Source organism: Rheinheimera nanhaiensis E407-8, assembly GCF_000296695.1.
GTDB classification, from domain to species: Bacteria; Pseudomonadota; Gammaproteobacteria; order Enterobacterales; family Alteromonadaceae; genus Alishewanella; species Alishewanella nanhaiensis.
Genome location: NZ_BAFK01000010.1, coordinates 34,153 through 60,224 on the forward strand (window position 1 = coordinate 34,153; position 26,072 = coordinate 60,224).

At 51.0% G+C, this 26,072-nt stretch carries 27 protein-coding genes; 12 read left to right on the forward strand and 15 right to left on the reverse strand.

Annotated elements, in window-relative coordinates; genetic code table 11:
- The first annotated feature begins 13 nt into the window (after positions 1-13).
- The 5 genes from RNAN_RS09820 to RNAN_RS19105 are packed head-to-tail and all read left to right on the forward strand — an operon-like array spanning position 14 to position 6,625.
- Positions 14-307, forward strand: coding sequence for a PAAR domain-containing protein (locus RNAN_RS09820; protein ID WP_008221304.1), 294 nt, complete (start codon positions 14-16; stop codon positions 305-307).
- Positions 308-312: 5 nt separating this feature from the next.
- Positions 313-1,455, forward strand: a complete 1,143-nt coding sequence (locus tag RNAN_RS09825; RefSeq protein ID WP_008221306.1) for a hypothetical protein — start codon at positions 313-315, stop codon at positions 1,453-1,455.
- Positions 1,433-2,416, forward strand: a complete 984-nt coding sequence (locus RNAN_RS09830; RefSeq protein WP_008221309.1) for a hypothetical protein — start codon at positions 1,433-1,435, stop codon at positions 2,414-2,416. The genes RNAN_RS09825 and RNAN_RS09830 overlap by 23 nt, the downstream gene beginning before the upstream one ends.
- A gap of 31 nt (positions 2,417-2,447) precedes the next feature.
- Entirely contained in the window at positions 2,448-6,422 is a 3,975-nt protein-coding gene (locus tag RNAN_RS09835) for an RHS repeat-associated core domain-containing protein (protein WP_008221311.1), read from the forward strand.
- Positions 6,419-6,625 carry a hypothetical protein gene (locus RNAN_RS19105; protein WP_148275702.1) on the forward strand — a complete coding sequence of 69 codons (207 nt, stop codon included), beginning with the start codon at positions 6,419-6,421 and terminating at the stop codon, positions 6,623-6,625. The genes RNAN_RS09835 and RNAN_RS19105 overlap by 4 nt, the downstream gene beginning before the upstream one ends.
- Positions 6,626-6,680: 55 nt before the next feature.
- Here the strand turns inward: RNAN_RS19105 and RNAN_RS09840 are convergent, their stop codons facing one another.
- Complete coding sequence (locus tag RNAN_RS09840) at positions 6,681-7,007, reverse strand: MAPEG family protein (RefSeq protein WP_081502285.1); 327 nt, start codon at positions 7,005-7,007, stop codon at positions 6,681-6,683.
- A gap of 38 nt (positions 7,008-7,045) precedes the next feature.
- Here RNAN_RS09840 and RNAN_RS19515 point away from each other — a divergent pair, with 38 nt between their 5' ends.
- Positions 7,046-7,756 carry an RHS repeat-associated core domain-containing protein gene (locus tag RNAN_RS19515; RefSeq protein ID WP_272942686.1) on the forward strand — a complete coding sequence of 237 codons (711 nt, stop codon included), beginning with the start codon at positions 7,046-7,048 and terminating at the stop codon, positions 7,754-7,756.
- A gap of 2 nt (positions 7,757-7,758) precedes the next feature.
- Entirely contained in the window at positions 7,759-8,088 is a 330-nt protein-coding gene (locus tag RNAN_RS09850) for a hypothetical protein (protein WP_040551975.1), read from the forward strand.
- A gap of 30 nt (positions 8,089-8,118) precedes the next feature.
- Here RNAN_RS09850 and RNAN_RS09855 read toward each other — a convergent pair whose 3' ends face one another.
- Entirely contained in the window at positions 8,119-8,508 is a 390-nt protein-coding gene (locus tag RNAN_RS09855; protein WP_008221316.1) for an MAPEG family protein, read from the reverse strand.
- 136 nt (positions 8,509-8,644) lie between these two features.
- On the opposite strand from RNAN_RS09855, the gene RNAN_RS09860 reads away from it, so the two are divergent.
- A complete protein-coding gene (locus RNAN_RS09860) occupies positions 8,645-9,931 on the forward strand; it encodes a cyanophycinase (RefSeq protein WP_008221317.1) in 1,287 nt (428 codons plus the stop codon).
- 50 nt (positions 9,932-9,981) lie between these two features.
- On the opposite strand, the gene RNAN_RS09865 is transcribed toward RNAN_RS09860, so the two are convergent.
- Together RNAN_RS09865 and RNAN_RS09870 are read right to left on the reverse strand one after the other, a co-directional pair.
- A complete protein-coding gene (locus tag RNAN_RS09865; RefSeq protein WP_008221319.1) occupies positions 9,982-11,025 on the reverse strand; it encodes a patatin-like phospholipase family protein in 1,044 nt (347 codons plus the stop codon).
- A 21-nt stretch (positions 11,026-11,046) separates the two neighbouring features.
- Positions 11,047-12,330 (reverse strand): anti-phage deoxyguanosine triphosphatase, encoded by a 1,284-nt coding sequence (locus RNAN_RS09870; RefSeq protein ID WP_008221322.1) that lies wholly within the window; start codon positions 12,328-12,330, stop codon positions 11,047-11,049.
- A 172-nt stretch (positions 12,331-12,502) separates the two neighbouring features.
- On the opposite strand from RNAN_RS09870, the gene RNAN_RS09875 reads away from it, so the two are divergent.
- Positions 12,503-12,805: a YebG family protein gene (locus RNAN_RS09875; protein WP_008221324.1), complete on the forward strand. Its 303-nt coding sequence runs from the start codon at positions 12,503-12,505 to the stop codon at positions 12,803-12,805.
- Here RNAN_RS09875 and RNAN_RS09880 read toward each other — a convergent pair.
- Entirely contained in the window at positions 12,802-14,199 is a 1,398-nt protein-coding gene (locus RNAN_RS09880; RefSeq protein ID WP_008221326.1) for an alanine/glycine:cation symporter family protein, read from the reverse strand. The two genes, RNAN_RS09875 and RNAN_RS09880, sit on opposite strands and share 4 nt — an antisense overlap.
- 155 nt (positions 14,200-14,354) lie before the next feature.
- Here RNAN_RS09880 and RNAN_RS09885 point away from each other — a divergent pair, with 155 nt between their 5' ends.
- Complete coding sequence (locus RNAN_RS09885) at positions 14,355-15,266, forward strand: cation diffusion facilitator family transporter (protein WP_040551976.1); 912 nt, start codon at positions 14,355-14,357, stop codon at positions 15,264-15,266.
- An 8-nt stretch (positions 15,267-15,274) separates the two neighbouring features.
- On the opposite strand, the gene RNAN_RS09890 is transcribed toward RNAN_RS09885, so the two are convergent.
- Entirely contained in the window at positions 15,275-16,489 is a 1,215-nt protein-coding gene (locus RNAN_RS09890) for a pyridoxal phosphate-dependent aminotransferase (protein ID WP_008221330.1), read from the reverse strand.
- Positions 16,490-16,734: 245 nt separating this feature from the next.
- Here RNAN_RS09890 and RNAN_RS09895 point away from each other — a divergent pair, with 245 nt between their 5' ends.
- Both RNAN_RS09895 and RNAN_RS09900 read left to right on the forward strand, forming a co-directional pair.
- Complete coding sequence (locus RNAN_RS09895) at positions 16,735-17,598, forward strand: glucosaminidase domain-containing protein (protein WP_008221333.1); 864 nt, start codon at positions 16,735-16,737, stop codon at positions 17,596-17,598.
- A 1-nt stretch (position 17,599) separates the two neighbouring features.
- Positions 17,600-18,244, forward strand: a complete 645-nt coding sequence (locus tag RNAN_RS09900; protein WP_008221335.1) for a DUF2987 domain-containing protein — start codon at positions 17,600-17,602, stop codon at positions 18,242-18,244.
- A 14-nt stretch (positions 18,245-18,258) separates the two neighbouring features.
- On the opposite strand, the gene ttcA is transcribed toward RNAN_RS09900, so the two are convergent.
- From ttcA to RNAN_RS09945, 9 genes are all read right to left on the reverse strand, one after another.
- Positions 18,259-19,191 (reverse strand): tRNA 2-thiocytidine(32) synthetase TtcA, encoded by a 933-nt coding sequence (gene ttcA, locus RNAN_RS09905; RefSeq protein ID WP_008221337.1) that lies wholly within the window; start codon positions 19,189-19,191, stop codon positions 18,259-18,261.
- A gap of 86 nt (positions 19,192-19,277) precedes the next feature.
- The gene (gene uspE / locus RNAN_RS09910; protein ID WP_008221339.1) at positions 19,278-20,210 is read right to left on the reverse strand and encodes a universal stress protein UspE; all 933 of its coding nucleotides are present in this window, start codon (positions 20,208-20,210) and stop codon (positions 19,278-19,280) included.
- Between the two features lie 118 nt (positions 20,211-20,328).
- Complete coding sequence (gene fnr, locus RNAN_RS09915; RefSeq protein ID WP_008221340.1) at positions 20,329-21,042, reverse strand: fumarate/nitrate reduction transcriptional regulator Fnr; 714 nt, start codon at positions 21,040-21,042, stop codon at positions 20,329-20,331.
- 45 nt (positions 21,043-21,087) lie between these two features.
- Positions 21,088-21,771 carry a sulfite exporter TauE/SafE family protein gene (locus tag RNAN_RS09920; RefSeq protein WP_008221342.1) on the reverse strand — a complete coding sequence of 228 codons (684 nt, stop codon included), beginning with the start codon at positions 21,769-21,771 and terminating at the stop codon, positions 21,088-21,090.
- Positions 21,768-21,950: a cbb3-type cytochrome oxidase assembly protein CcoS gene (ccoS, locus tag RNAN_RS09925; RefSeq protein ID WP_008221344.1), complete on the reverse strand. Its 183-nt coding sequence runs from the start codon at positions 21,948-21,950 to the stop codon at positions 21,768-21,770. The genes RNAN_RS09920 and ccoS overlap by 4 nt, the downstream gene beginning before the upstream one ends.
- Positions 21,947-24,325, reverse strand: coding sequence for a heavy metal translocating P-type ATPase (locus RNAN_RS09930; protein WP_008221346.1), 2,379 nt, complete (start codon positions 24,323-24,325; stop codon positions 21,947-21,949). Before RNAN_RS09930 ends, ccoS begins: the two co-directional genes overlap by 4 nt.
- 8 nt (positions 24,326-24,333) lie before the next feature.
- The gene (locus tag RNAN_RS09935) at positions 24,334-24,822 is read right to left on the reverse strand and encodes a FixH family protein (RefSeq protein WP_040551992.1); all 489 of its coding nucleotides are present in this window, start codon (positions 24,820-24,822) and stop codon (positions 24,334-24,336) included.
- 91 nt (positions 24,823-24,913) lie between these two features.
- Entirely contained in the window at positions 24,914-25,897 is a 984-nt protein-coding gene (gene ccoP / locus RNAN_RS09940) for a cytochrome-c oxidase, cbb3-type subunit III (RefSeq protein ID WP_008221350.1), read from the reverse strand.
- Complete coding sequence (locus RNAN_RS09945) at positions 25,890-26,069, reverse strand: cbb3-type cytochrome oxidase subunit 3 (protein WP_008221351.1); 180 nt, start codon at positions 26,067-26,069, stop codon at positions 25,890-25,892. The genes ccoP and RNAN_RS09945 overlap by 8 nt, the downstream gene beginning before the upstream one ends.
- Positions 26,070-26,072 lie beyond the last annotated feature (3 nt).

The following is a 26,072-nucleotide window of genomic DNA, read 5'->3' on the forward strand; positions in this document are numbered from 1 at the left end:
ACAGGATACCGCTATGGCTAAACCCGCCGCCGTCATTGGCAGTATGCATGTGTGCCCCAAGGTAGATCCGGGCCCGAAGCCTCATGTTGGTGGCCCGGTAATGCAGGGCTCACCTAATGTGACGATCTGTGGCATACCGGCTGCGCGTAAAGGCGATAAGCTGGTATGTATAGGCCCGCCGGATACCATTAGCGGCGGCTCTGCCACGGTATTTATCAACGGTAAAAACGCCGCCCGCTTGGGTGATGCCACTGAACATGGCGGTAAAATCGTCGTAGGTATGCCCACTGTACTGATCGGTGGCTGATAAGCATGTTGCAAGTCGATGCCATTATCGGCCAGGCCGGATTGTTACTGCAGCAACGCCTCAGCTTTAAACAGCATCGTTATATTAATCCTGTTCAGTTGCGCCAGCACGATGCCCGCTTGACAGATTGCCTGCGGTTGTTAGCAGATATTGCACTTCCTCAGGATACCCCAGCCTGGTTAGCCTGGCTGCTTGCTAAAGCGCCAACAGCAGCGCTAACGCCAGAGCAACTGCCGGCAGTAACCGATAAAACCTACGCCTGGTTAATGCTGCATGAGATTAAGTACTTTGAACGGCCAGAACGCCTGTTAGCCACGCTAAAGCCGTTATACCTGCAACTTCCTAATGATATGAATGACAGTGAGCAGACTAAGCCAGCCGGGCTCGGCTGTTGGCTGGCGTTAAGGCTGGCGCCCACGGAAGTAGCCAACGATGCTGCTACTGCAGCGGCGTTGATGCAAACGAGCATTGGACTGATAGCGCTGGGATTAAGCCGAAAACGCCAGCTTTTACCGCAGATAAGTGAACTAGCGTCCACTTTATCTTTGACTGAGCCACGACACGGCGCGGTTTGTGCAGCGGCCTGGCTGCTGGGACAGCCAAAAGATGAAGTAACACTGCTCAAGCAATTGCTACAGAGCGGATGTCTGGTCAGCGATGCGCTGTTCTGTGACGTGCTATTAATGCTGCTAATGTGCGCTGCGCCTGACAAAGCACAGGATCAGATGGTGAATATGCTGGCTAACCTGAATACGGCCGGGCAGCCAACGCAGGGTACTGTACTGGCTATTCAGGCTATCGGCTTTAGCGGTCAGTTAAAGTTTGTGCCCTTGTTGTTGGAATTAAGCCAGCAGCCTGAGCTTAATGCGCTTGCTGTTAATGCGCTGGCGTTACTGCTTGGTGCATTGGACGCCGATGCGCTACTGGAGCGCGCTCAGATGGCAGATTTTGCTGGCGGTAAGGCGGGGCGTAGCCTGGCTGGCTGCACTGTTACGCCAACCCACCTTGCTATGGTGCTACAACGCGGTAACCCACAGCAGCGCCAGCTTGCGGCCTGTTATCAATTTTGGCAAAACCCCGATAGCCCGCTGTATTTTGCTGATGTATTTACCGGAGGGCGCACTGATGCCGGCACTGCCAGCGCTTAAGGCGGCAAGTTATACGCTACATTTAGCCAGCCTGCCACACGCCCGGCTACTGGAGCAGGTAGCGCTTGCCACCGTAACGCCCAAGATGCTGAGTTGGCAGCAAGCTGAAATTGCCACGGCATTTTTTGGCGATGAGCGGACAACTTTTAGCGAACAGCCGACAACACAAAGCCAGCGCTTATTGGCGCTGCTGGACGCTTTACTGGCGAAGATGCCTGCCAGGCCGGCACAGCAAATTGTTTATTTGCTGTTGCCGGAATTTAACAGCGCCGATGATGCGCTGCTAAGCACTTTTTTGCATCAGCTGATGCGTAATCACCCAGAGCTTTTGCAATCACCGCAGTGCAGGGTATTTCCTTATGGTGCGACAGCCAGTGTGATGGCGCTGAAGGCCGCAGCAGAATTGTTAGCTCAGCCGGAGCAGCAGAAAGAGATCTGGTTTATTGCAGTCGATAGTTTAAATGACGAAGCGGTGTTTAGCCGCTATGCAGCAGAGCAAAGTGCAACAGAGCAAAGCTGCCAGCTGTTGTCTGAAGGCGCTATAGCGCTTTACTTAACCGCGTCGGACACTGGCCTGCAATTAGCTTATGCTGCCTCTGATGCGCAGTTGGAGCCAAGTACTGATGACGACATGGCTACTGCAGGCTTATTGCGGCAAACTGCTCAGCTGCTAAGTATTGAGCAGGCACAGCTTAGCCTGATTTGTCTGCCCGACAGTGGAAACGACTACGCCTCACAATGCTGGCTTAATCAGATGTCACAGCTCAATGGTGTGGTAACAGAAGATACACAATATCTGCTGCCGGGCTACCAAATTGGTGAGCTGGGGGCCTGCGGCGGCTTGTACCGGCTGTTGCTGTTATTACACCAGGCGCAGCAGGGCCGTGTATCCGGTTTAATTTTACAGTATGAACAGTCGCTGCGCCGCTATCGCGGTGTAGCGCTTTATCAGGCGGTGTAACCGCAACATTATCGACAAGGACGTGTTCAGCATGACCATGCATAAACTCGACATTAAAGGCCGGTTAGGCGCGGTAATTCAATTTAGTACCAGCGCGGCCGCGGGTGGTGCAGCCGAGCGCTTTGCCTCTGCCAATGAGGCGGCAGAGTTTTTAAGCCGGCATTTTAATGATTATCACTATGCCAGGGGCTTACTGGGGGTTGCCGCAGGTTTGGGTATTTCCTGTGGCGACTTGCAGGTACAGCAGGCTAAACAGCAGCTGTTTATGCAGCTTGCACAGGCCATGAGTGAAGGCAAATTGCAGGTACGGGAATTGCCGGCACCCGAGCGCCAGCAAAGCGCGACAGCGCCGGCAGCCGCGCCGGCCAAAGCAGCACCGGCAAAAGCCAATAAACCCGGTGGCGCGGCGCAGGCTGAAACGGCTGTACCGACGGGCCCGGCAGGCAGCAATGAAACCGGTACTAACGGCAGCGGCGCTGTCACCCCGGATAAAACCCAGGTGGAATGCGTTGGCGATCCGGTAGCGACCTGTACTGGCGAGGAAATACTCGAACTTATTGATTTTGAGCTGCCTGGCCCGTTACCGCTGCAGTTTAAGCGTACTTACCGCTCTGGTCAGTGTCATGAAAACCTGGGCTTGGGGTATGGCTGGCGCAGTAATTTTCATCTGCAGATTGAAACCACCATAAATAGCGACGGCGAAACGCGCTTAATCTTGCACGATGACGAAGGCCGGCGTTTAAGCTTTATGCCGGTCGCGGCCGGTCAAACCAGCTACCAATTGGCCGAGGGGCTGGCACTGCGACACGAAGATAACGGCAGCCAGGTACTACTGCGCCCGGATAACACCCATTGGGTGTTTGTGCCGCTAAGCAGTGAAAAGCAACAGCCGGCGCGCTGGGCACTGCATCAGATCTTCGACAGTCTGGGTAATTATCTGCAACTGTATTACGACCGTTATCAGCGTTTAAGCCGGATAGATTACACCCGTAAGCGCGGTGTAGAGCTGCGTTACAACGAACAAGGCTTGTTAAGCACGATAGAAGCGGTAGTGCAAACCGGGCAGGGGTTAACATCGTTAAACGTGCAGCTGGCACAGTATCATTATGATGAGCAGCGTGACTTAATTGCGGCTACTGATCAGGCCAGACAGACCGAGCACTATGGTTATCAGGCGCACTTGCTGGCGGTCAGGCAACGAGCCAGCGGGTTTAAGCATTATTTCAGCTGGCTGGGTGAAGGCCCGAGCGCACGCTGCCGCCGTAACTGGGGTGATGATGGTTACTATGACTATCAGTTTGACTATGACGACAGCCAGCGTTTAACCATCAGCACGGATAGCCGCGGCCAGCGCTGGCAGTATTTTCATAATGAGCGTAATCAGCTGATTAAAAAGGTGGCACCGGATGGCGCCACCTGGCGTTACACCTGGAACAGCCAGGGTAAGAAAATTGCTGAAATAACGCCGGATGGCGCCGCTACGCGTTACTATTTTAATGAGCAGGGCCAGCTTATCACGGTAGAGCAAGCCGATGGCGCCATCAGTCATTTTCAATATAACGAGCTTGGCCAGCGCACAGGCTTTACCGATGCCGAGGGCCAGCACTGGCGCCGTGAGTACAGCGCGGCCGGTTTGTTAACAGCAGAAATCTCGGCCGATGGTGCGGTAAGCCGCTATCAGTACAATGCACAGGGGCAGCTAACCCAGCGTCAATTGCCGGATGGCCAGACAGAGCAGTATTTATGGAATGACGAAGGCCAGCTGCTGGCGCGTAAACAGGGCGAGGCAGTAAGCCGTTATAGTTACGATAATTTGGGCCGGTTAAACGGCATTGCTGATGCCGCTGGCCTTATTACTGAGTATCAGCGCAGTGTGGCTGGCCATATTACGCAGATAACACAATACCCGGCTGATGCGCCAGAGCAGGCCAGTATCGAAACGCTGCAGTATGACAACGCCGGCCGGCTTATCAGTAAAACCAATGCGCAAGGTGAGCAACGCCAGTGGCAGTATGAAGGCTTAGCCCAGCCGGTGGCGCATATTCAGGCCGACGGCAGCCGTTTTAGTTATGAGTACGACAAAGAGCGTAACCTTACGGCCATTATGCGCAGCGATGGTGCACGCTATCAACTGGATTACGACGGCCAGGAGCGGCCTGTCGCCTTACAGGGCTTCGACGGCCGCCAACAACGCTACCAGTATGATATTGCCGGGCGCATCAGCAGTGTTAACGACGGTAGCAAGCGGCAGATAAAACTTAAGCGTGACAGCCGCGGCCGTATTATTGAGCAAACGGCGCTATATGGCCAACAGCTGGCCAGCAACCATTTTCACTACGACAAATTAGGCCGGCCACTGCGTGCCAGTAACGCCCAGCGCAAACTGCGGTTTAATTACCATGCCAATGGCCAGCTAACTGAGCACTGGCAGGATGACTGGCGCATAGCACATCAGTATGACCAGGCCGGCCGGCGTTTAAGCACTTTACTGCCCGATGGCACCGCGCTGGACTACCGCTACAACGAACAAGGTTTGCTGGCGCAACTGGCGGTAAATCAGCAGCCGGTATTGTGGTGCAGCTTTGATAACGCCGGCCGTGAAACCGCACGGGAGTACCAAAGTGGCCTGCAGTTACAGCAAGAATTTGATGCCTTTAACCGCTTAACCGCTCAGCAATGGCAAACAGGTGCGCGAAGCCAGCAGCGGCAGTATTGCTACAGCGCGCTACACCAGCTAGTAGCGGTTACGGATAACCAAAATGGTGATGTCAAATATCAATATAACAATCTGGATCAGTTAGTTAGCAAGCAGCACAGCACAGATGCCAGCCAGAATGAACAGCAGCAGTGGGACAGCTTTGGTAACCCCACAGGTGATGGCATTGAGGTAAAGCAGGATCGTTTACTGCGTTTTCACGATAACCAATATCAATACGACGATAGCGGTAATCAGCTAAGTGCCACCGCACCGGGCAAACGCCAGCAGCGCGAGTTTAATGGCTTTAACCAGCTAACGGCGTTGCAGCATAATGACAGTGTAACGCGTTACGAATATGACGCCTTTGGCCGGCGTAGCGCTAAAATCACCGCCGCCGGGCGCACTGATTATCTGTGGGAAGGCAATACGCTGATTGGCGAATACTGTCAGGGTAAGTACCTCTGGTATGTGTTTGAGCCAAACAGCAATAAACCACTGGCACTGATAAGCTGTGGCCAGTTGTATTTTTACCAGTTAGACCAGTTAGGTACGCCGCTCAGCCTAACCGACAGCAACAACAACATCGTCTGGCAAGCGCATTACAGTGTATTTGGTAAAGCCACAATAACGGTTAACGACATTGATAACCCAATTCGCTTTCAGGGCCAGTACTATGACAGCGAAAGTGGCTTACACTACAACCACTTTAGGTATTACGACCCACAAACCGGCCGTTTTATCAGCCAGGATCCAATAGGGCTATTGGGTGGTATTAACCACTACCAATACGCGCCAAACCATATCAACTGGATAGATCCGCTGGGGTTGTGTAAAGAACATTCTCAGATTGATCCCCAGCCACTAGGAAGTCCATACCAACTTGATTCAAATGGGCGCTGGCACGATAAATTAGGAAAATTTTGTGCATTTAGCTGGCCGGCGCATGATGGTTTTGCTACTAGTAATGGAAAAATACTAGCGGAACGAGTTACTTTGGCACCAGGAACAAAGTTAGATAGATTTGGTGGGTACTTTGACGGAAACGGCGAGTTTAGAGATACAGGTAGATACTTTGCCGATGAAGGAATTGAGTTTGAAAAAAGAGCACTGCCTCCGAAAAGTAAACAGTTTAAGCCGCATACTTTTGAAGTAATTGAACCGTTCGATGTTTTATCCGGCCCTATTGCACCTTGGTTCGGAGAACCTGGGGGTGGTACGCAGTATTTTGTGCCTGAGGAGCACGGCGGCGTTGATGGTTTAATTAAAGCTGGCAAAATCAAACGGACAAGTGAGATACCTAAAAAATGAAAAAAAAGTACTTTAATCCTGACTTATCAAAAGGATACCCAGCAGGAAAAAAAATTCGCTATCAATGCGGTCTGTGTGCTGGAGAAATTGATTCATTACCTGAGCACTATGCATGTTGTGAGTGCGGAAACATATGTATCGATGCTGATTCTGCAAGAGTAACTGTTAAAAACAGCGAAAAGATTGCTTTCTATCGCTATTAGAATTTGCGGTTTCATAGCGGCTAAGATAGCAACTATTACTACTTTGTATTAATAGTTACAACACCGCCCTAACTGCAATCGAGAATGCCGCCACCATGCCGATAATCCATACTTCAGAGCGGGTGGTGGCGTAGTCGAGCCAATAACACACCAGATACGCCAGCCGGCTGACGATAAATACCCAGGCTAAAACCACTGTGGTGCTATCCACTGCTTCAAATGCTATGGCGCTGAATACGGCGCAGGCATAAATCAGCAAGGCTTCAAAACTATTGTAATGTGCTGCATTAGCGCGCTGAGCACACCGATTATCTGTGGGAAGGCAATACACTAATTGGCGAATACTGCCAGGGTGAATACCGCTGGTATGTGTTTGAGCCAAACACTAACAAACCGCTGGCACTGATAAGCGGTGGCCAGTTGTATTTTTACCAGTTAGACCAGTTAGGCACACCGCTCAGCCTAACCGACAGCAACAACAACATCGTCTGGCAAGCGCATTACAGTGTATTTGGTAAAGCCACAATAACGGTTAACGACATTGATAACCCAATTCGCTTTCAGGGCCAGTACTATGACAGCGAAAGCGGGCTACACTACAACCACTTTAGGTATTACGACCCACAAACCGGCCGCTTTATCAGCCAGGACCCGATAGGTCTTTTGGGTGGTATTAACCACTACCAATACGCACCAAACCATATCAACTGGATTGATCCATTGGGGTTGATGGCAAAACCTGAGGACTGCCCGAAGTTTGCAGGCAAAGCAGTAATTCATAAATATCAACCAACGGCTGGAAATCCATTTGGTCATTACAGTGTAGAAATTATCTCAAGCACTAAAACTTCACACACTCATCAGGTTATAACTGAAGGCACCACCACGATTGTTGACGTAGCTGAATGCAAGCCATCTGTGCCTGTAGTAGCCGTTGCTGAGGTCGATTTACCAGATGCACATGCTGCTCAGCTATATCAAAGCGCCGTAGAGTACATTGACATGGGGCCCTATGATCGGAAGTCTAATAGTTGCGTTACGCATGTATCAAATGTACTTCGGGCGGGAGGTGTTGATATACCACAATCCGCATTAGGCGAGTATAAATTCATGAAAAATCTGGGTATTTAAAAATGGCATATATAGCGTGTGATAAGCATGGTGGACAACTAGCAAGTCTGATATCCCACAAACTTTACCAAATGATAGAGGGTACGGAGGGTAATTCGGCAGTAGGCATTAAAACTATCAAATATGAAAGTCTTGGTGGGGAACAATTTAGTATGTTTGTAGATTCAGATACCTTTGAAGAGCTATCTGTTGCACATAATATTGACTTAGCAAAGACTATTACCGATGAAGAAAAGTTATTCGAGATAACGCTAGATTTTGTTGCAATATGTCCTGTATGTTTGAATGACTGGCTGGCAAATAGATCCAACGTCGTTGGAGACATTGATTAGCATAGTCTAGTCTAGGATTAAATTCTGACCCTATAAAATCGCTCTTAGCGCTATAGCAAAAGCCGCCACCATACCGATCATCCATACTGTGGAGCGGGTGGTGGCGTAGTCCAGCCAGTAACACACCAGGTACGCCAGCCGGCTGGCGATAAATACCCAGGCTAAAATCACCGTGGTGTTATCCACCGCCTCAAGTGCTATGGCGCTGAATACTGCGCAGGCATAAATCAGCAAGGCTTCAAAACTATTGTAATGCGCTGCATTAGCGCGCTGGCCAAAACCAGTTAAGCCGGCTTGCTGCGCGCGCGGGTTATGGTTGTCATAACCGCCGGCTTTTTGCATAGCAAAGGCCAGTGGCGCTTTGGCCAGAAACGGCAGTAGCATGGCAATAAACAGGGTAAGTAATAAACTGGAAACCATAAACGCTCCGGTGACACCTTGGTGGTAGTGGCCAGGCTGGTATGCTGACTTCGCCCGGCAAAATCTGCTAACCTGCCCCCGCGGGACTAATAATAACAACAGCCCGTGTTCTTACCACAAAAATGGAGCAAAAAAATTGAAGCATTATGTTATTCCTTTAATCGCCGTTGCCACTATGGCTGCGTGCTCAGAAAGCCCGCCTGACTCAGCAAACCTTGCCAGTGCCAACGGTGCGCTGGTGATGGTGGGCGGCGCGCTCAGCAGTTCAAATGCCGTGGTGTATCAACGCTTTATCAGCCTGGCTGGCGGTGCCGATAAGGCAAAAATTGCCGTTATTCCTGCCGCCAGTGGCCAGCCGGTAAAGTACTTTAACCAGTTTGTTACCGATATGCAGCGATATGGCGTAACGGCCTCACAGCTGAGGCTTATCCCGCTGGCGGTAAAAGATGATAAATCGACACCACAGCAGGACGAAAGCCAGTGGCAACACAATGCCAGCGACGCAGAGCTGGCGGCCAGTTTGCACGACTACACGGCAGTGTGGTTTTTAGGTGGTGATCAGCTAAATATCACCGGCACTTTACGCAAAGACAACCGCATAACGCCGCTGTTGGATGCCGTGTATAAGCTGTATCAGCGTGGCGGTGTGATTGGCGGTACCAGTGCCGGGGCTGCCATGATGAGCCAGGTGATGATCGCGGCGGGTGACTCCTGGGGCGCACTTACCCAGGGGCTGACCGACAGCTATAACGGCATGCAGGATCAGGAAAATAGCCCTTTACTGCTCAGCCAGGGGCTGGGATTTTTCCGGCATGGTATTATCGATCAGCATTTTGACCGCAAAGCCCGCTTTGGCCGTTTAGTGGTGGCCGCTGAGCTTAACAAGCAGCACTATCCACGTGGCTTTGGCATCGATGAAGATGCCGCTTTAGTGTATGAGGCGAAAACCGGCCTGGTACAGGCGATTGGTAATGGCGCGGTAACCCTGATTGATGTCAGTGAAGCCAAACGCATCGAAAACCCCAATGGCTACCATATTGAAAATGTGCGGATCAGCATTTTACAGGGCGATGATCAATACCATCTCAATGAGCAGCGTTTTATCCCTAATCCGCTAAAGCAGGCCACAGTGGGTAATGAGTACCTGAATATCAGCTCGCCTGTGGTATCCGGTGTGTTTAGCCGTAACACCCGGCTAAAAGATATGCTGACCTTTGATTTGGTAGACAATAAAGGCGCAGCAGAAGTTGTCAGTTACCTGATGCAAGGCGATGGCCCAGGCTTTACGCTGCGGTTTACTCAGGATGAGCAAACACAGGGTTACTGGCAATATCTGGATGGGTTAAAAGATAACGGCAGTGCCTACAATGTAAAGCTGGATATTATCCCCAGCCATTTTAATGTTACGCAGTTAGTGCCGTAACGCCGGCAAAAAAGGCCCGGACGCTAAGCTTTGGGCCTTTTCTATCCAGATCACAGCGCTTCAGCGACAAAATTCCGCTGTTTTAACGCCTCTGCCAATTGCTCCGAGCGGGCAATCACTTCCTGCCAATAGGCGATACGTACTTTGTCCGGCAGTTTAAAATCATTACGGTCAGGAATTTTGCCAAACGGCAGTGACTTTACCCATTGCTCGCTGGGACACAGCAGCACCACATTATGTAAATGTGCCGCTGTTGCCCGCCGCCATGGCAGGGCTTTATCAAACCAGCCTGGCGTTAACCTGGGGTAAAAATGCGGATACAGCACCAGGCCATTGTCGCTAAAGGGCAGGTCAAAGTGATAATCGGTCAGGCCGCCATCGTAATACCGGCCTCTGCCAGCACCGGCAATGTCCTCTACCGGGTTCAGTACCAGCGGAATAGCGCCGCTGGCCAGCACGGCCTGGCGCAGGTTAGTTTTGCTTAGCTCAACATGCTGGGTGGGCAATATACCGGCATGATGAAACGGTGCCTGGCTAGCGGGGGCATGAAACAGTACCCGCTGAAAAAAGTGTTGCAGGTGTTTGCGATGCAGCAAATTAGCAGCGGCAGCCAGCGTAAGCGCGCTGGCCTGGGTCAGCCTGTGCTGGCCGGCGGCAATGCGCCGGGCTTTGGCCACCACCAGATTAAGCTTAATCACCGGATTGGTTAACACTTGATCCAGCGCCGCTTCCGTTGGAAACACCTCGTCAATAATGCCGGCAGAAATCTCGCTGATAAGGTTAGTATCGGCGCCTTTGGGGTAGCAAATATGGCTGTAGGCGTGGCAAAAGCGCTGTGAAGCCGCCACCGGGTTGGCCTGGGCAAAGCACGCAAAGCGCCAGGCACCGGCAGAGCTGCCTAAAATATGCAAAGGCGCTGTACGGCCGGCGAAAAATTCGCCAAATAAGTACTGATCCAGCCCAAACAGGCTAAACCACTTAGGGCCGCCGCTGGCGCCCACCATCACGTTAATATCGGCCTGGCGCAAACCATGCTGCTGAATATGCGCAAGCGCAGTAGGGCCGGCCAGTACCCGAAGTACAGAAGAGGTCACAACACTGATGTCCTTAAATTGTCAGACCGCATTGGTATAGAGCCGGCGGTACATCAGCTCAGCGTAATCGTCGGTCATACCGGAGATGTAATCGCAAATCACCCGTGTTTTCAGCGCATCGGCCGCTTGTTGCCAGCGCAGCTGGGTGTTGGCTGGTAATAAGCGCGACGGATCTGAGCAAAAAGCGTCAAACAATGCCATCAGCATGTTTTGACAGCGAAAACGCGACTGCTGAATATCGGGTCTGGAAATAACGCAGCGATACACCAGCTGCTTTAAGCAGTGCAAAATGGCGTGCGGCGCTTCCGCCAGTACTGCATTGTAACGGATTAGTGGCTCTGTAGCGCCGGGCAACACTTCTGTCAGCGACACCGAGCTTATCAGCAGGTTTACCAAAGAGCCGATAGCATCTTTACGTAAATGATGCTGGTGGCTAAACAGCGCTGCGCCAATCTGCTGCATTTGCTGCGCCAGGGCAGTGGGCAGGTTATCCCAGTCGCTATTGGCCAGCCACTGGCTTTCGCTGATATTACCCAGCACTATGGCATCTTCCAAATCGTGTACGCCATAGGCTATGTCATCGGCCAGCTCCATAATAGACGCATCCAGCGATTTATAGCGTGATTTAATAAATGGCGATTGCTCAAGCGTATCCACCTGCTGAAATAAGCTGCGGTCGTTATCAGACAGCGGCGCGAGGATCCAATCGAGAATATCGCTATCGGCAGCAAAAATGGCTTTTGCCGGCTTCCAGGGCGTTAGGTTAAGCGGGTTTTGCAAAGGTAAGGGGGCAAGGCCCAGTTGGGGTTGCAACACCGGGTATTTTAATAAGCCCAGCAAGGTGCGCCGTGACAAGTCCATACCGTGCTGCTGGGTATAAGGCTCCAGTTTGGCAACGATGCGCAGCGTCTGGCCATTACCTTCAAAACCGCCATGGTTCAGCATTTTGTAATTCAATGCCGTTTCGCCACCATGGCCAAAAGGCGGATGGCCAATATCGTGTGCCAGGCAAAGTGCTTCCATTAACGCATCGGCCGGTAAGATACCGTTAAGCCCGGCACTGGTTTTACTGCGCAATTGACTGACTAAACCGGTGCCAATTTGCGCCGCTTCTAACGAGTGGGTGAGCCGGGTGCGGTAAAAATCATTCTGGCCAATGCCTAAGATCTGCGTCTTGGCTTGCAGGCGACGAAAGGCCGCCGAGTGTAAAATGCGGGCCCGGTCGCGTTGCCAGGGCGTACGCTGATCGCCCGGGCGCATGCTTTCTGCGCCGGAGCGGCGTTCAGACCAAACAGAATCAGCCATGATATTCCTTGTTAATCAAACTACTAGCGGCGCGGCGGCCGTTTGCACACTAAGGCTATAGTACGCCAATAGCGGCAAAACTTCGAGTAGACAAAAGTGGCAATAAAAGCATTAGACAGCATTGTGTTTATACTGTATAAAATAACAGTAATTTAATTCAGAGGGAAACACCATGGCTGTGATCATCAAATATGTGGTAGAACGTAACGGAGCGGAAAAAATGACTTTTACTTCTAAGGCCGAAGCCGATGCCTATGACAAAATGCTCGACACGGCGGATGAGCTGACCACAGTGTTAACGGAAAGCAAACTGCTAACCGATGATAACCAGACCGAAGCGCTGGCGCTGTACCTGGCACAGCATAAAGATGAGTTGTTAGTTGCACTGGGCGCCAAAAAGCCGGCAGCAAAAGACAAAGCCGTTGCTGATAAAACGGCAAAAGCGAAAATAGCGGCGGTAGAGCAGGCAGCTTAACGCGCCTGCTGTATTTTTTGCCAATAGGCGCTTAAGTCGGCTTTTACCTCAGGTAACAGCAGATAAAGCGCCAGTATATTGGGCACCGCCATTAAGAAAATCATCGAGTCGATAAAATCAAACACCGCCATTACATTGGGCACAGCACCAATAGACACAATAAAACAGAACAACACCTTATATAGCTGGGTAAGCCTGGGGTTAGTGCCTACCAGATAGCGCCAGCCGGTTAAGCCATAGTAAGACCAGCTTATTACGGTTGAAAAGCCAAATAGCAGCAGCGCCACCATTAGCACCCAGGGAAACCAGCTAAATACCGAGGCAAAGGCGCCAGAGGTAATTTGTACGCCATCCAGCCCCGGCGTTTGATAGGCACCGGTTAAAATAATCACCAAAGCGGTAATGGTACAAATCACTACAGTGTCGATAAAGGGCTCCAGTAAGCCAACAAAACCCTGGCTCACCGGATCTTTTACCTGAGCGGCTGCGTGTGCTATCGGCGACGAGCCAATACCGGCCTCGTTGGAGTAGGCCGCGCGGCGAAAGCCCTGAATAAGCACGCCGATAAAGCCGCCATAGCTGGCTTCGGGCGTAAAGGCGCTTTGTACAATCAGCCACAGCGCCGCAGGAATCGCGCTGTAATGGTTTAACATCACCAGCAAAGACGCAATTAGATAAATACCGCACATCAGCGGCACCAGTTTGCTGGTAACCCGGGCGATACTTTTTAAGCCGCCGATAATCACAGCACCCACCAACAGTGCATAACAGGCACCAAACAGCCAGGCGTTATCAAAGCCGGTTACGGTTTTTACCTGCACAAAGCCCTGATTCACATGAACAAAACCAGCCGAACCAAAAATAACAAACACCGAAAACGCCATTGCCAGTAAGGAGCCCAACAGCGGCAGATTAACTTTATCCAGTGCCGCTTTAATGTAATACATCGGGCCGCCCGACACGCTGCCATCGGCATTAAGTTGGCGGTATTTTACCGCCAGCGTACATTCGACAAATTTGGTCGACATACCCAAGAGGCCAGCCACTATCATCCAGAAGGTTGCCCCCGGGCCACCCAAACTTATCGCTACCGCCACGCCGGCAATATTGCCGGTGCCGACAGTGCCGGAAAGCGCCGTGCTTAACGCCTGAAACGGGGTAATTTCGCCTTTGCCGCCGGTGGGCTTATTGTTACGCAGTAAACTTAGGGCATGAGCAAAGCCCCGTAAATTGATAAAACCCAGGTAAGCGGTAAACACCAGGGCGCCGCTAATTAACCAGATAAGCACTAAGGGGATAGCTACGCCATTAATATTAAAGGCATAAAACACCACAGCTGATAACTGTGCGGTAAAATTTGCAAAGGCTTCACCAAAAGAAAACGCAGTAGTCATGTATTGTTAGCAGTATGGATGGCTGAATAATGCAGCAAGACTACTGTGTTCTAGATACAGATACAAGGGCCAATATTGCGTACCGTCTGACGTTGTATCTTATTGAATTTACTTTTAAGCTGCTAACAGGATTTGCTCTGGCGGGTAACGCAGGAATGACAAAACAGCATCATGGTCATCATTGTGGCCATCAGCACCATCATAGCGAGAGCAGTAATATTGCGCTGGCATTCTGGCTTAATTTTGGTTTTGCCCTGATTGAAATTGTCGGCGGCCTGTTAACCAATAGCGTGGCCATTATTGCTGACGCTATTCACGATTTAGGCGACAGCCTGGCCATTGGGTTTGCCTGGCTTGCCAGTAAAGTTGCCGGCAAAGCACCTGATGAACGTTATAGCTATGGCTACCGGCGCTGGTCTTTGCTTAGCGCCTTATTAACGGGGGTGATCCTGGTGCTGGGGTCAGTGTGGGTATTAGCCGAAGCAATACCGCGCTTATGGCAGCCGCAGTTACCCCATACCGGCGGCATGTTTGTGCTGGCACTGTTGGGTATAGCGGTAAATGGCGCTGCACTGCTGCGCTTGCGCCGTGGCAAAACGCAGAACGAGAAACTGCTCAGCTGGCATTTACTGGAAGACGTACTGGGCTGGGTCGCGGTGCTGATTGGCGCTGTGCTGATGTATTTTACCGGCTGGGCCTGGTTAGATCCGCTACTTTGTATCGGTTTTACCCTGTTTATCTTACTTAATGTAATAAAAAGCCTGCGTCAAACCCTGGCGTTATTTTTACAGGTATCACCAAGCCCGGCGTTACAGCAGGAAATTGGCACAGCGCTCAGACAACTGCCATTTGTTAAAGCCGTGCATCATCTGCATCTGTGGTCGCTGGATGGCGAGCAGCATGTACTTACCGTGCACCTGCAAGTGGTTACGCCGGCAGATCTGGCCGGGCAGCTTTATTACAAGCAGCAAGTTGCCGCTTCGCTGGCACCTTATCAGCTAAGTCATACCACCATTGAGTTTGAAATAGACGGTGAAGCCTGCCGGGATCTGGGCCAGGCAGGCTAAGTTGAATGTTATTGGCTATAAGCGGGTAAAAATTGCGCCAGTTTACCCAATGCCGCTTCTAACTGCTCTTTATGCGGTAAAAACACGATGCGAAAGTGATCCGGCTCTGGCCAGTTAAAGGCGCGGCCATGCACTAACAGCACCTTGTGCTGGCGCAGAAAATCCAGTACGAACAGCTCATCGTCTTTGATGCGAAATTTCTTGCGGTCAATCTTCGGAAATAAGTACATCGCACCTTTAGGCCGCATACAGCTTAAGCCATCAATTTGCGTCACCAGTTTATGCGCTAAATCCATCTGTTCGTATAAACGCCCGCCTGGCACCACCAATTCGTTAATGCTTTGATAGCCGCCCAGCGCCGTTTGCACCGCATGCTGGCAGGGCACGTTGGCACACAGCCGCATTGACGCCAGGATATTCAGGCCTTCGATGTAGTGGCGGGCTAAATGTTTGGCGCCGGAGATAAATAACCAGCCAACGCGAAAACCAGCGATACGGTAATTTTTCGATAAACCGCCAAAGGTCAGCATAATCAAATCATCGGCCAGAGATGCCGTGCTGACATGTTCGGTGCCGTCATACAGCACTTTGTCGTAAATCTCGTCGCTAAGCACGACCAGCCGGTGCTCACGGGCGATTTTGAGTAGCTCCAGCAAGAAGGCTTTGTCGTACACCGCACCAGTGGGGTTGTTCGGGTTGATCAGTACGATGGCTTTGGTTTTTTTACTGATTTTCTGTTTTATATCGTCTAAATCCGGGTACCAGTCCTGCTGCTCGTCACAGCGGTAATGCAGCGGTTTGCCGCCGGCCAGATTAACGGCAGCAGTCCAAAGCGGATAATCAGGTGAAGGAACCAGCACCTCGTCGCCATTATTCAACAGCGCCTGCAGCGACATTAAAATCAGCTCTGATACGCCATTACCAATGTACACATCATCGGCGTCAGCGCCTAAAATCCCGCGCTGTTGGTAATACTGCGCTACGGCAACTCTGGCAGAATATATCCCCTGCGAATCTGAGTACCCCTGTGCGGTAGGCAGGTTATGGATAACGTGTTTTAGAATTTCATCCGGTGCTTCAAAACCAAAGGGCGCAGGGTTGCCGATATTTAATTTAAGAATGCGATGGCCTTCTTCTTCCATGCGTTTGGCTTCCTGTGCGACAGGGCCGCGGATGTCATAACAGACACCGTCTAATTTAGTTGAGCGCTCAATGGGTTTCATAACAACGACCTTAATGCCTGAGTTTTATCCGTCCAGACAGCTAAATTGCTGTGAGGCACTGTTTTCACATAACTAGGGTTGCTTTGCAATGGTCAAAGCCGGGTTTTGCGTAAAAAAACTAAGCCAGCGCAGTTTTTGTTCGTATAAATGCACCTGTGCAGGTAAAATAGCGCGGTCTTGTTGTAACAAACAGGTTACTGTCACGGTAAAGGTATCGTGCAGGAAGAGTAACCAACAGGTGATAGATGTTGTTGAAAAAAATCATTATTTTACTTTTTTGGCTGCTGGTGGTAGTGGCCGCTTTAAGCCCTTTTACCGAGCTTGAGCCGGTAAAACAGCTAGACTCGCTGGAAGAGTGGCAAAAGCCCAGCCGCATTACTGCGTTAAACGATGCGGATAAAAAGAAAGTACTGCAGCGCCTGGCGTACACCCAAAGTGCGCCGGTGTTTAGCCGCCTGCCGGACTTTAACCAATATACCGATGTAACCGAGAAAAAACGGGCATTTTTTAACTACCTGCGCCCTTACGTTAAGCGCGAGAATGCCAGGTTGCGTTCGTTGCGGGCGCAACTTTTGGATATTCAGGAAAAAAAGCAAAAGCGTTTACGCATCTCCTTAGAGGAATATGCCTTTTTATACAGCCTGTATGATGAGTTCAGGATGGAAGTAGCCGAAACCGACGAAACCATGCTCGAAGAGCTGCTAAAGCGGGTAGATATTATTCCGGACACCCTGGTGTTAATGCAGGCTGCGAATGAATCTGCCTGGGGTACCAGCCGTTTTGCCGTTGAAGGTTATAACTTTTTTGGTCAGTGGTGTTTTCGCGAAGGTTGTGGGCTTATTCCTAACTCACGCCTCGAGGGGCAAAGCCATGAAGTGGCGAAATTTGATAACCCGGGTGCCAGTATTAAAAGTTATTTCTACAACCTGAATACTTTTCATACCTATGAGGGCTTGCGCGCTATCCGCGCCCGTTTGCGTGATGAGGGCAAGCCGGTGCGCGGTGAAATGCTGGCGGCAGGGCTGGGTTCTTACTCCGAGCGCGGTGACGAGTACATTGCCGAAATCAGCGGCATGATCCGTTTTAACCGTAAATTACTGGAAGAATAATATGCGCTCTTTGTTGCTGCTGGCACTGCTTATCGCCGCGCCGGTGTCGGCTGATTTACTGCTTAATTACAACGGTTTTTACAGCCGGATGAAAAAATTACAGCAGCCTGAGTACAGTGACATTACGCTGGCTTTTGCACTTACTGGTGAGCGTACAGGGCATGCCTGTCAGTTTTATCGCATTAAGCTGGTCAGTGACCGGCACGATCTAACGCTGGATACCGCAGCAAATGGTGAGATTAGCCTGCCGTATGATGAAGCGCTGAAAAACAGCAATGCCGTGCTTCAGGTGTTGCAGGCCGATAATGTTGAGCCCTGTCAGGTGCAGTTCAGGCTGCGCTCGCGTATGCGTTTGCCGGCGCAGTTAAGCTTAAGCCAGCTGGCGCATTATCGCAGCCAGTTTGATCTGCTGCTGGATGATATGGCCGGTCTGGGTGAATACTGGTTACCGCCGGTAAGTGGCGTCATAGTTGAGTTTGCTGAGGATGTTGCTATGCCAGACTTAACGGCCGCACAGCAGGCCGTAACACAGTGCAGCGCCAGACGCTGCACCATAGTGCTTGATGAAAGCTTAGCTGCCGATAGCCAGTGGCCGTTTAACCAGCGACCGGCGTATCTGTTACCCTTTATCAGTGCCGCTCAATAGCGGCCTGGTTTACACTAGCTTAGCGCGACGATTTGCACCGCATTGCGGTTGTCGTTATCCTCTGCGCTGTCTTCATCCGTGTTCAGGCCAACCGGTACTGCCGGCACGGCTTCTTTGTCAAAAGCGGTGTCGCGCATTGGCAGTGGGGTATCTTTGCTCAGGCCGGCAAAGTCAAACAGGGTGTTATCCACCATGTGCGACGGTACTATGTTCTGCATGGCCTGAAACATGGTTTCAATACGGCCCGGAAAGCGCTTATCCCAATCCTGCAGCATCTCTTTGACTACCTGACGCTGCAGGCCGTCCTGCGAGCCACACAGGTTGCACGGGATGATCGGGAACTGACGCGCTACCGAGTATTTTTCGATATCTTTTTCTTTGCAATACGCCAATGGCCGGATCACGATATGCTCGCCATTGTCGCTCACCAGCTTAGGTGGCATCGACTTCATCTTGCCGCCGTAAAACATATTCAAAAACAGCGTTTCGAGCATGTCGTCACGATGGTGGCCCAGGGCAATCTTGGTAGCACCTAACTCTTTGGCTGTGCGGTATAAAATGCCGCGGCGCAGCCTGGAGCACAGCGAGCAGGTGGTTTTACCCTCGGGGATCTTTTCTTTAACGATAGAGTAGGTATCTTCGGTAACGATTTTAAAATCAACGCCGATGCGGGTTAAGTAGCTGGGTAATACCTCTGCCGGAAAGCCTGGCTGCTTTTGATCTAAATTAACCGCTACGATGGAAAAGTTTACCGGCGCAGATTGTTGCAGGTTCAGCAGAATGTCCAACAGGGTGTAAGAGTCTTTACCGCCAGACAGGCACACCATCACCTTGTCGCCATCTTCAATCATATTAAAGTCGGCAATGGCCTGACCGACGCCGCGGCGCAGACGTTTATGCAGTTTATTCAGATTATATTGAGCTTTAGCTTGCGCAGCGTGAGTCATAACCACAGTACCCAGATGAAAAAGGCGCACATTATAGCCAAGTGTGCGCCAATACCAAAGCTGACAGCGGCTAAAAGCGTGAAAACTTACTCTTTTGCCAGCGGGCAAACAAAATTAGCCGGTTTTACCGCGAGTACATCACAGTCCAGCCGGTCGATAACATGCTCAGCGGTATTGCCAATAATGGCCGCCGATAAACCGGTACGTCCGATAGTGCCAATGATCACCATTTCAGCATCCAGTGTTTTGGCAATGGCGGGGATCACATCTTCCGGCATACCTTCCTGCACGTGGGAGTGCTCGGGAGCAATATCAAACTGCGTGGCTAGCTTGGTTAGCGCATCGGTGTGGTGATGTTTCATCGTGCTATTGTATTCTTGCGGGTTGAATTCCGGTATTTCGATGGCAATATTAACCGGCGTGCCGGGAAAGGCGTTAACCAAATGCGTTTTTGCACTTAGCATAGCGGCCATCTGCTGGGCTTTGGCGATTACACGTTGGTTTAATGACAAATGATGTTCCTGCTCGCTGCCGGCATTCACCGCTGCAATAATATTGCCGCCTTTGGGCCAGTCATGATCTTTCACCAGCAGCACCGGACAGGGGCATTTACGCAGAATATGCCAGTCGGTTGGGGTGAAAATCATCGATTTAAGCACATCATGATCATGGGTGCCTTTGATCACCAGGTCGTAGCTATCTTCCAGCACGGCATGCACTATGGCTTCAAACGGGCGGTTATGCCACACCACTTTAATATCAATATTAATACCGCCGGCACGTGGCGCTGCTAAGTACTCACTGATCCACAATTCGCGGTCTTTAATCACGGCTTGACGCATAGATTCACGTTCATCGCCAGATAACATGGTGGTCATTTCATAGGAAAAGTCATACACCGATAAAAACGCGGTGAGCTTGCCGCCCTGTAACCGAACCAGTTCTACGGCACGGTTCAGCGCTTTTTGTGGCTCGCTTGTGGGATCCAGTACCACCAGAATATTGTTATAAGTTGACATGGTTTACTCCAGGCTAAAACAGTTAACACTAAGTGTAGTCAACTTAGCCCGGATTGCTTAAACGGGGTTTGCGCCAGCGCAAAGTCGGCGCAGTTAAACAAGCGGCTCTAAAGGTGTACTAACAATGTGCGGTTAACGCCGCCAGGCGTGACAGCGCGCTCTGATCTTTGATGGTGATAAGCTTGCCATCCACCGCAATCAGCTGCTCTTTATCCAGTTTACTCAGTAAGCGGCTAATGGTTTCTACCGTTAAACCCAGATAGTTACCAATATCGCTGCGGGTCATGGTCAGGCGAAAAGCACTGCCGGAAAAGCCCCGGCTGGCATAGCGCTGACCTAACTGCGATAAAAAAGTGGCCAGCTTTTGCTCGGCAGTTTTGCGATTTAACAGCAACATCATTTGCTGATCGGCCTGAATGTCCTGGCTCATCAGTCGCATCATCTGCTGGCGCAGGCGGGGAAGCTGGTCGAGTAAGCCTTCCAGGTTAGGTAATGGAATTTCGCACACCATGGCGGTTTCCAGTGCTTCGGCGTAACTGGGGTGTTGCTGGCTACTTAAGCCATCAAAACCAACAATATCGCCCGGCAGATGAAAGCCGGTAATTTGCTGCTCGCCCTGATCGGTAAGGGTAAAGGTTTTAAACGAGCCGGTACGAATGGCATACAGCGACTTTTGCGCTACGCCTGATTCAAACAGCATATCGCCTTTATGCATTGGTTTTTTGCGCTGAATAATATCATCCAGTTTGGTCATTTCGGCATTGTTTAACGAAAATGGCAGGCACAGCTGACTAAAACCACAATCCTGACAATTTATTGCAGAGCGTTGCATGACGGCGTCCTTTACCTTTCTCTAAAATACCAACAGGTGTCTAGCTTAAAAAACCAGTCGACGGATAGCAAGCCAAATCGTGTAACAAGCATAACCGCCAAGCAATAAAGCGGCAATATAACGAAACCAGAGAGCGTTTTTAAGCTTAACCAGTGCGTTGGCGGCGCTGCCAGTGAGCAGTATTGCCGGTAAGGTACCCAGGCCAAACGCCAACATTAATAAGCCACCATGCAGGCTGCTGCCGCTGGCCAGGCTCCAGCCCAGTGTGCTGTACACCAGGCCACAGGGCAGGGCGCCCCAGCAAATACCATAAGCATAAGCTTTGGCGGCAGAGTTAAGCGGTAATAACTGCTTAGCAATGGGTTGAACGCGGCGCCACACCGTCTGGCCGAGCCGCTCCAGTTGCAGCAAACCAAACCAGATCCGGCTGATGTAAAGTGCCATCATCAACAGCAGTAAACCAGCCAGTAGACGCAGCCACAGCAGTGAGGCGCCGGCTACTTGCATAGCGCTGGCACCAAAATAGCCGACCAGGGCACCAAACAGACTGTAGGTGGTTAAGCGGCCCAGACTTAATAACAGTTGCAGAGAAAATTTGCGCTTTGCAGAGGCTGGCGGCATGGTCAGTTGCAGGGCGCTGGCAATACCGCCGCACATCACCAGACAGTGGCTACTGCCAATCAGACCAATTAGCAGTGCCGATAACAAATCTGTCGTCAGGTTTGTCATAGTGGCGTTTTATCGTTATCGCTGTTGCGCTTGGGTGTATTTTGCTCATCAAACAAAATACTGAAACCCTCTTTGTCCAAATCGTCGAACTGCCGCGAGCGCACTGCCCAAAAAAAGATGGCGAGGCCAATCAGTACAAACAAAATAGCAATAGGGATCAGCACATAAATAATACTCATTTTTTCAGTAACCTTAGTGAGTTAGATACGACGAGTAAGGAGCTGAACGACATGCCTAGCACCGCAATATAAGGTGAGACGAAACCTGCTACCGCCAGCGGGATAATCAGCAGATTATAGCCCACCGACCAGCGTAAATTCTGTTTAATGACTTGTTTAGCTGCCAGGCTGCCGTGCAATAAGTCATGTAGCAGCGTGATATTGGGTTGCAATAACACCACATCGGCCTGATTTTTAGATAAATCACTGCCGCTATCTAATGTTACTGAGACATGCGCAGCATGAAACGCCGGGCTGTCGTTGATACCATCGCCCAACATCATCACTTTATGGCCGTCCTCGACAAGGCGGGTTATTTCAGCCACTTTTTGCTCCGGGCTGCAGCCTTTTATCATCTGATCGAACTGAAGTTGCTGTTGCAGCGCATCTGCCTGGCTTGAACTGTCACCGGTTAACATCATTAACTGATAACCCTGTTGGCGCAGTGTTGCCAGTAGCTCTGGCACTTCCGGGCGCAGCGCATCTTGCAGGTTTACTGCTGCAATAGGCTGCTCGTCGATAGTCAGATTCACCATGGCGTCGCTTTGCAAAAGCCCACAAAAAGCAGCGCTGCCTACTTTGAGCTTTTTATCCTGATAGCGAGCACTGATGCCGCCACCTACGGTAATGCTAACGTCTTCAAGCGGCAGTTTCTGCGCAAGGTAACTGCTAAAGGCGCGGCTGATCGGGTGCTCGGAATAGGCTTCAAGATTGGCGATCAGGTTAAGTGCTTCAGTTTCGCTGACTGTATCGGTATATAGATGGCACTGCTGCAGCGAGAACCGGCCTTCAGTTAAGGTACCGGTTTTATCAAATACGACAATACTAAGTTCAGGCAACAGATCCAGCGCGGCAGAGTTTTTAATCAGCACGCCGCGGCGGTTCAAACTGGCCAGGGCACAGGTAACAGCCGTGGGGGCGGCCAGACTAAGGGCACAAGGGCAGGTGGCCACCAGCACCGATAACGTTACCCAAAAGGCGCGGTCGGCATCGAGCCAGAAATACCATAGCAGGAAGGTTGCAGCAGCGATGAGCAGCAAGCGTTCGACAAAGTAACGCGCCAGTTTGTCGGTTTTCTCCAGCACGGCGGGTTTTTGGCTCAGCGTACGTTGCTGCAGCTGAATAATCTGGCCAAGCCTGGAATTATCAAGGGCGTTGGTTACTTGAACCTGCAACAGACCATCATGGTTTACTGTGCCAGCCAGTACGTTATCGCCAACAGTTTTGGCAATGGGTCGGTATTCGCCGGTTAACATCGACTCGTCAGTCGAACTGCTGCCCAATAAAACTTCACCATCCGCCGCCAGGGTTTCACCGGGTTTTACCAGAATAATATCGCCCGGCCGCAAGCGCTTGGCAGACACTGTTTCTTGCTGTTGGCCTTTTAGCAAGGTGGCACTTACCGGCATAATTTTAAGCAGATTGCTGGTGGCATCACGCGCTCTGGCACGGGCGCGGTACTCAAAAAACTTACCCAGCTGCAATAAGAAGGTAAACATGCAGACCGATTCAAAATAGACTTCGCCGGTATTAAAAGCGGTGGCATAAGCGGAGGCAAAAAAGGTGTAGTAAATAGCCAGGCTAACCGGCACATCCATGTTCATTTGGCGGGCTTTAATGCCGCGCCAGGCACTTTTAACAAAGGGCAGGGCCGCATACAGCACTACCGGCAGTGTCAACAGCATGCTGATCCAGCGCAGGTAACCCTGATGCGATGCCTCTATGCCAGTGTAATCGCCAAAATACAGGGCAACTGCCAGCATCATCACCTGCATGGTCATAATGCCTGAAACGGCCAGCCGCTTTAAAAAGCGGCTCAGCTCGGTTTTATAGCGCTGCTCTTCCTGGTCGGCGACAAAAGGGCTGGCCTGATAACCAATGTCGGCAAGCTTTTGCAAAATACCGCTAAGTGGCACTTGCCGCGCATCCCAGCTTAAATGACAGCGCTGGGTGGTTGAATTGACATTAACCTTGTGTACGCTGGGTAACTGCCGCAGTTGTTTTTCGATAAGCCAGGCACAGGCCGCACAGCTGATACCACTGACAGATAGCTCAATTTCAGTTAGGTCACCGAGCTGACGGCTGACATCTGTTAGCACATCGGCGGCGTCAAATTGGCTCAGTTCCGCTTTTAGCTGCTCAGGCAGGGCCTTGGCTTTGTTGGCCGGCTCGGTACGAAAACGGTAATAATCGGCCAGGTTACTGGCAATGATGGTGTCGGCTACTGCCTGACAACCGGCACAGCAAAAGACGCGCTGTTGGCCGTCGAACATCAGGCTGAAATTAAAACCCGCTGGCACGGGTTCATGACAGTGAAAACAGCGCGTGTCGCTCACATTTAGCCTTAGTGATAACCCAGTTTAACTTCAGCCGTGGCGGGCAGTTCCAGCGTGGCGCGTAGTTTCCAGTCTTTGGAGGCATCAGACACTACCAGCTGCCATTTGCCGGTAGGGGTAACAGGCAAGTCAGCAACATACAATAGCTCACCGCTACGCTGGGCATCCAGAGCAAAATCGCGTTCAGCCAGCGTCGGGTGATAAAAATCCAAATGTACAGCACCATCCAGAACGGTGTTTTCAGCAAAACGCACCACGGCCCGGTTACCTGCTACTAATACATGAGCATCCAGGTTACGCAGCGCGGCCTCGCGATACTTAGCCAATTGCATATTAATAGCGCGACCCGCTTTGTAATAATCGTCTACCACCAGATCGGGGGAGTGTTGCTGCATGACCACTATGGTATGCACAGCTTTTAGCGCGGTGATTACCGGTATAGCGATTAAGACCCAAGGCCATAACTGTTTGTACCAGGGTTTTGTATCTTGCTGCATTAACACCTCAACTTGCACGGCACACCGGGCCGGTATTATATAGCAATAAGCCCCAGAGAAAGGGGCTTATTTTATCGTTTACTCACGCCTGTCACTGTGCCGTTGTGGTAGGCTCAGGATGGGCTAAACGGTATACGTAGGCTGTTAAAATATGGACTTTGTCTTTACCCAGTGTTTGCTCGAACGCCGGCATCACACCATAACGGCCTTTGGTTAGGGTTTCTTCAACCGCAGCCGCTGAGCCGCCATATAACCAGATATTGTCAGTCAGGTTAGGCGCACCAAAAGGCAGATTATGTGCCAGGCTGCCTTTACCGTCAGCACCATGACAAGCGGCGCACAACGCAAACTTGGCTTTACCGGCTTCGGCTTCGCGCTCGTTGACACTGCGGCCTGACAGGCTAAGTACATAAGCGGTCATTTCTTTTACGCCTTGCTCGCCCAGTGCATCAATCCAACCCGGCATCGCCGCTTTGCGGCCATATAACAGGGTTTCTTTGATTTTATCCGGCGTGCCACCGTACAACCAATCGTTATCTGTCAGGTTAGGGAAGCCCTGCTGGCCACGCGCATCTGAGCCATGGCATAGTGCACAGTTTTGTAAAAACAGACGCTGACCAATTTTAATCGCTTCGTCATCGTAAGCCAGATCCAACACATCGCGCTGAGCAAACTGCTGGAATACCGGGCCGTACACTTCATCCGCTTTAAACACTTCACGGTCTAGCTGCACATTCAGGCCTTCCGCTTTGGCTTTTTCTACCGCCAGGCGCGACTCTTCCAGCGATTTTATGCCCTGATTCGAGCTGGTCCAGCCTAAAAAGCCCTGCCATTTACCCAGGCCAGGGTAGGCGGCCAGATAATACACCGACCACACCAACGTCAGCACGAACATGTAGGTCCACCAGCGCGGCAACGGGTTGTTGATCTCTTCAATACCGTCCACTTCATGGCCGGTGGTTGAGTCTTCAGGAACACCAACATGGTTGGTCAGGTTCCATTTCAGTAACAGCGCACAGCCGATAAGCACCGGCAGCGTTAACACTATGATCCAAGCACTCCAAAAGTTACTCATGACCAGACTCCTGTTTGTTTTTTTGTGGTGCCTTTTGTTCGTCGTCAAATACCAGGTTTGCCGCCTGGTCAAAATCCGTCTTACGCTTTTTGCTGTAAGCCCAGATAACAAAGGCAACAAAAGCGACGAACAAAATCACGGTAAAAATACTGTGTATCGTTGAATATTCCATGAG

Bases quoted from the DNA above. Each gene is read 5' to 3' on its own strand.
- RNAN_RS09820 (WP_008221304.1), top strand. From the start codon at position 14: ATGGCTAAACCCGCCGCCGTCATTGGCAGTATGCATGTGTGCCCCAAG.
- RNAN_RS09825 (WP_008221306.1), top strand. From the start codon at position 313: ATGTTGCAAGTCGATGCCATTATCGGCCAGGCCGGATTGTTACTGCAG.
- RNAN_RS09830 (WP_008221309.1), top strand. From the start codon at position 1,433: ATGCCGGCACTGCCAGCGCTTAAGGCGGCAAGTTATACGCTACATTTA.
- RNAN_RS09835 (WP_008221311.1), top strand. From the start codon at position 2,448: ATGACCATGCATAAACTCGACATTAAAGGCCGGTTAGGCGCGGTAATT.
- RNAN_RS19105 (WP_148275702.1), top strand. From the start codon at position 6,419: ATGAAAAAAAAGTACTTTAATCCTGACTTATCAAAAGGATACCCAGCA.
- RNAN_RS09850 (WP_040551975.1), top strand. From the start codon at position 7,759: ATGGCATATATAGCGTGTGATAAGCATGGTGGACAACTAGCAAGTCTG.
- RNAN_RS09855 (WP_008221316.1), bottom strand. From the start codon at position 8,508: ATGGTTTCCAGTTTATTACTTACCCTGTTTATTGCCATGCTACTGCCG.
- RNAN_RS09870 (WP_008221322.1), bottom strand. From the start codon at position 12,330: ATGGCTGATTCTGTTTGGTCTGAACGCCGCTCCGGCGCAGAAAGCATG.
- RNAN_RS09875 (WP_008221324.1), top strand. From the start codon at position 12,503: ATGGCTGTGATCATCAAATATGTGGTAGAACGTAACGGAGCGGAAAAA.
- RNAN_RS09880 (WP_008221326.1), bottom strand. From the start codon at position 14,199: ATGACTACTGCGTTTTCTTTTGGTGAAGCCTTTGCAAATTTTACCGCA.
- RNAN_RS09885 (WP_040551976.1), top strand. From the start codon at position 14,355: ATGACAAAACAGCATCATGGTCATCATTGTGGCCATCAGCACCATCAT.
- RNAN_RS09890 (WP_008221330.1), bottom strand. From the start codon at position 16,489: ATGAAACCCATTGAGCGCTCAACTAAATTAGACGGTGTCTGTTATGAC.
- RNAN_RS09895 (WP_008221333.1), top strand. From the start codon at position 16,735: ATGTTGTTGAAAAAAATCATTATTTTACTTTTTTGGCTGCTGGTGGTA.
- RNAN_RS09900 (WP_008221335.1), top strand. From the start codon at position 17,600: ATGCGCTCTTTGTTGCTGCTGGCACTGCTTATCGCCGCGCCGGTGTCG.
- ttcA (WP_008221337.1), bottom strand. From the start codon at position 19,191: ATGACTCACGCTGCGCAAGCTAAAGCTCAATATAATCTGAATAAACTG.
- uspE (WP_008221339.1), bottom strand. From the start codon at position 20,210: ATGTCAACTTATAACAATATTCTGGTGGTACTGGATCCCACAAGCGAG.
- fnr (WP_008221340.1), bottom strand. From the start codon at position 21,042: ATGCAACGCTCTGCAATAAATTGTCAGGATTGTGGTTTTAGTCAGCTG.
- RNAN_RS09920 (WP_008221342.1), bottom strand. From the start codon at position 21,771: ATGACAAACCTGACGACAGATTTGTTATCGGCACTGCTAATTGGTCTG.
- ccoS (WP_008221344.1), bottom strand. From the start codon at position 21,950: ATGAGTATTATTTATGTGCTGATCCCTATTGCTATTTTGTTTGTACTG.
- RNAN_RS09935 (WP_040551992.1), bottom strand. From the start codon at position 24,822: ATGCAGCAAGATACAAAACCCTGGTACAAACAGTTATGGCCTTGGGTC.
- ccoP (WP_008221350.1), bottom strand. From the start codon at position 25,897: ATGAGTAACTTTTGGAGTGCTTGGATCATAGTGTTAACGCTGCCGGTG.
- RNAN_RS09945 (WP_008221351.1), bottom strand. From the start codon at position 26,069: ATGGAATATTCAACGATACACAGTATTTTTACCGTGATTTTGTTCGTC.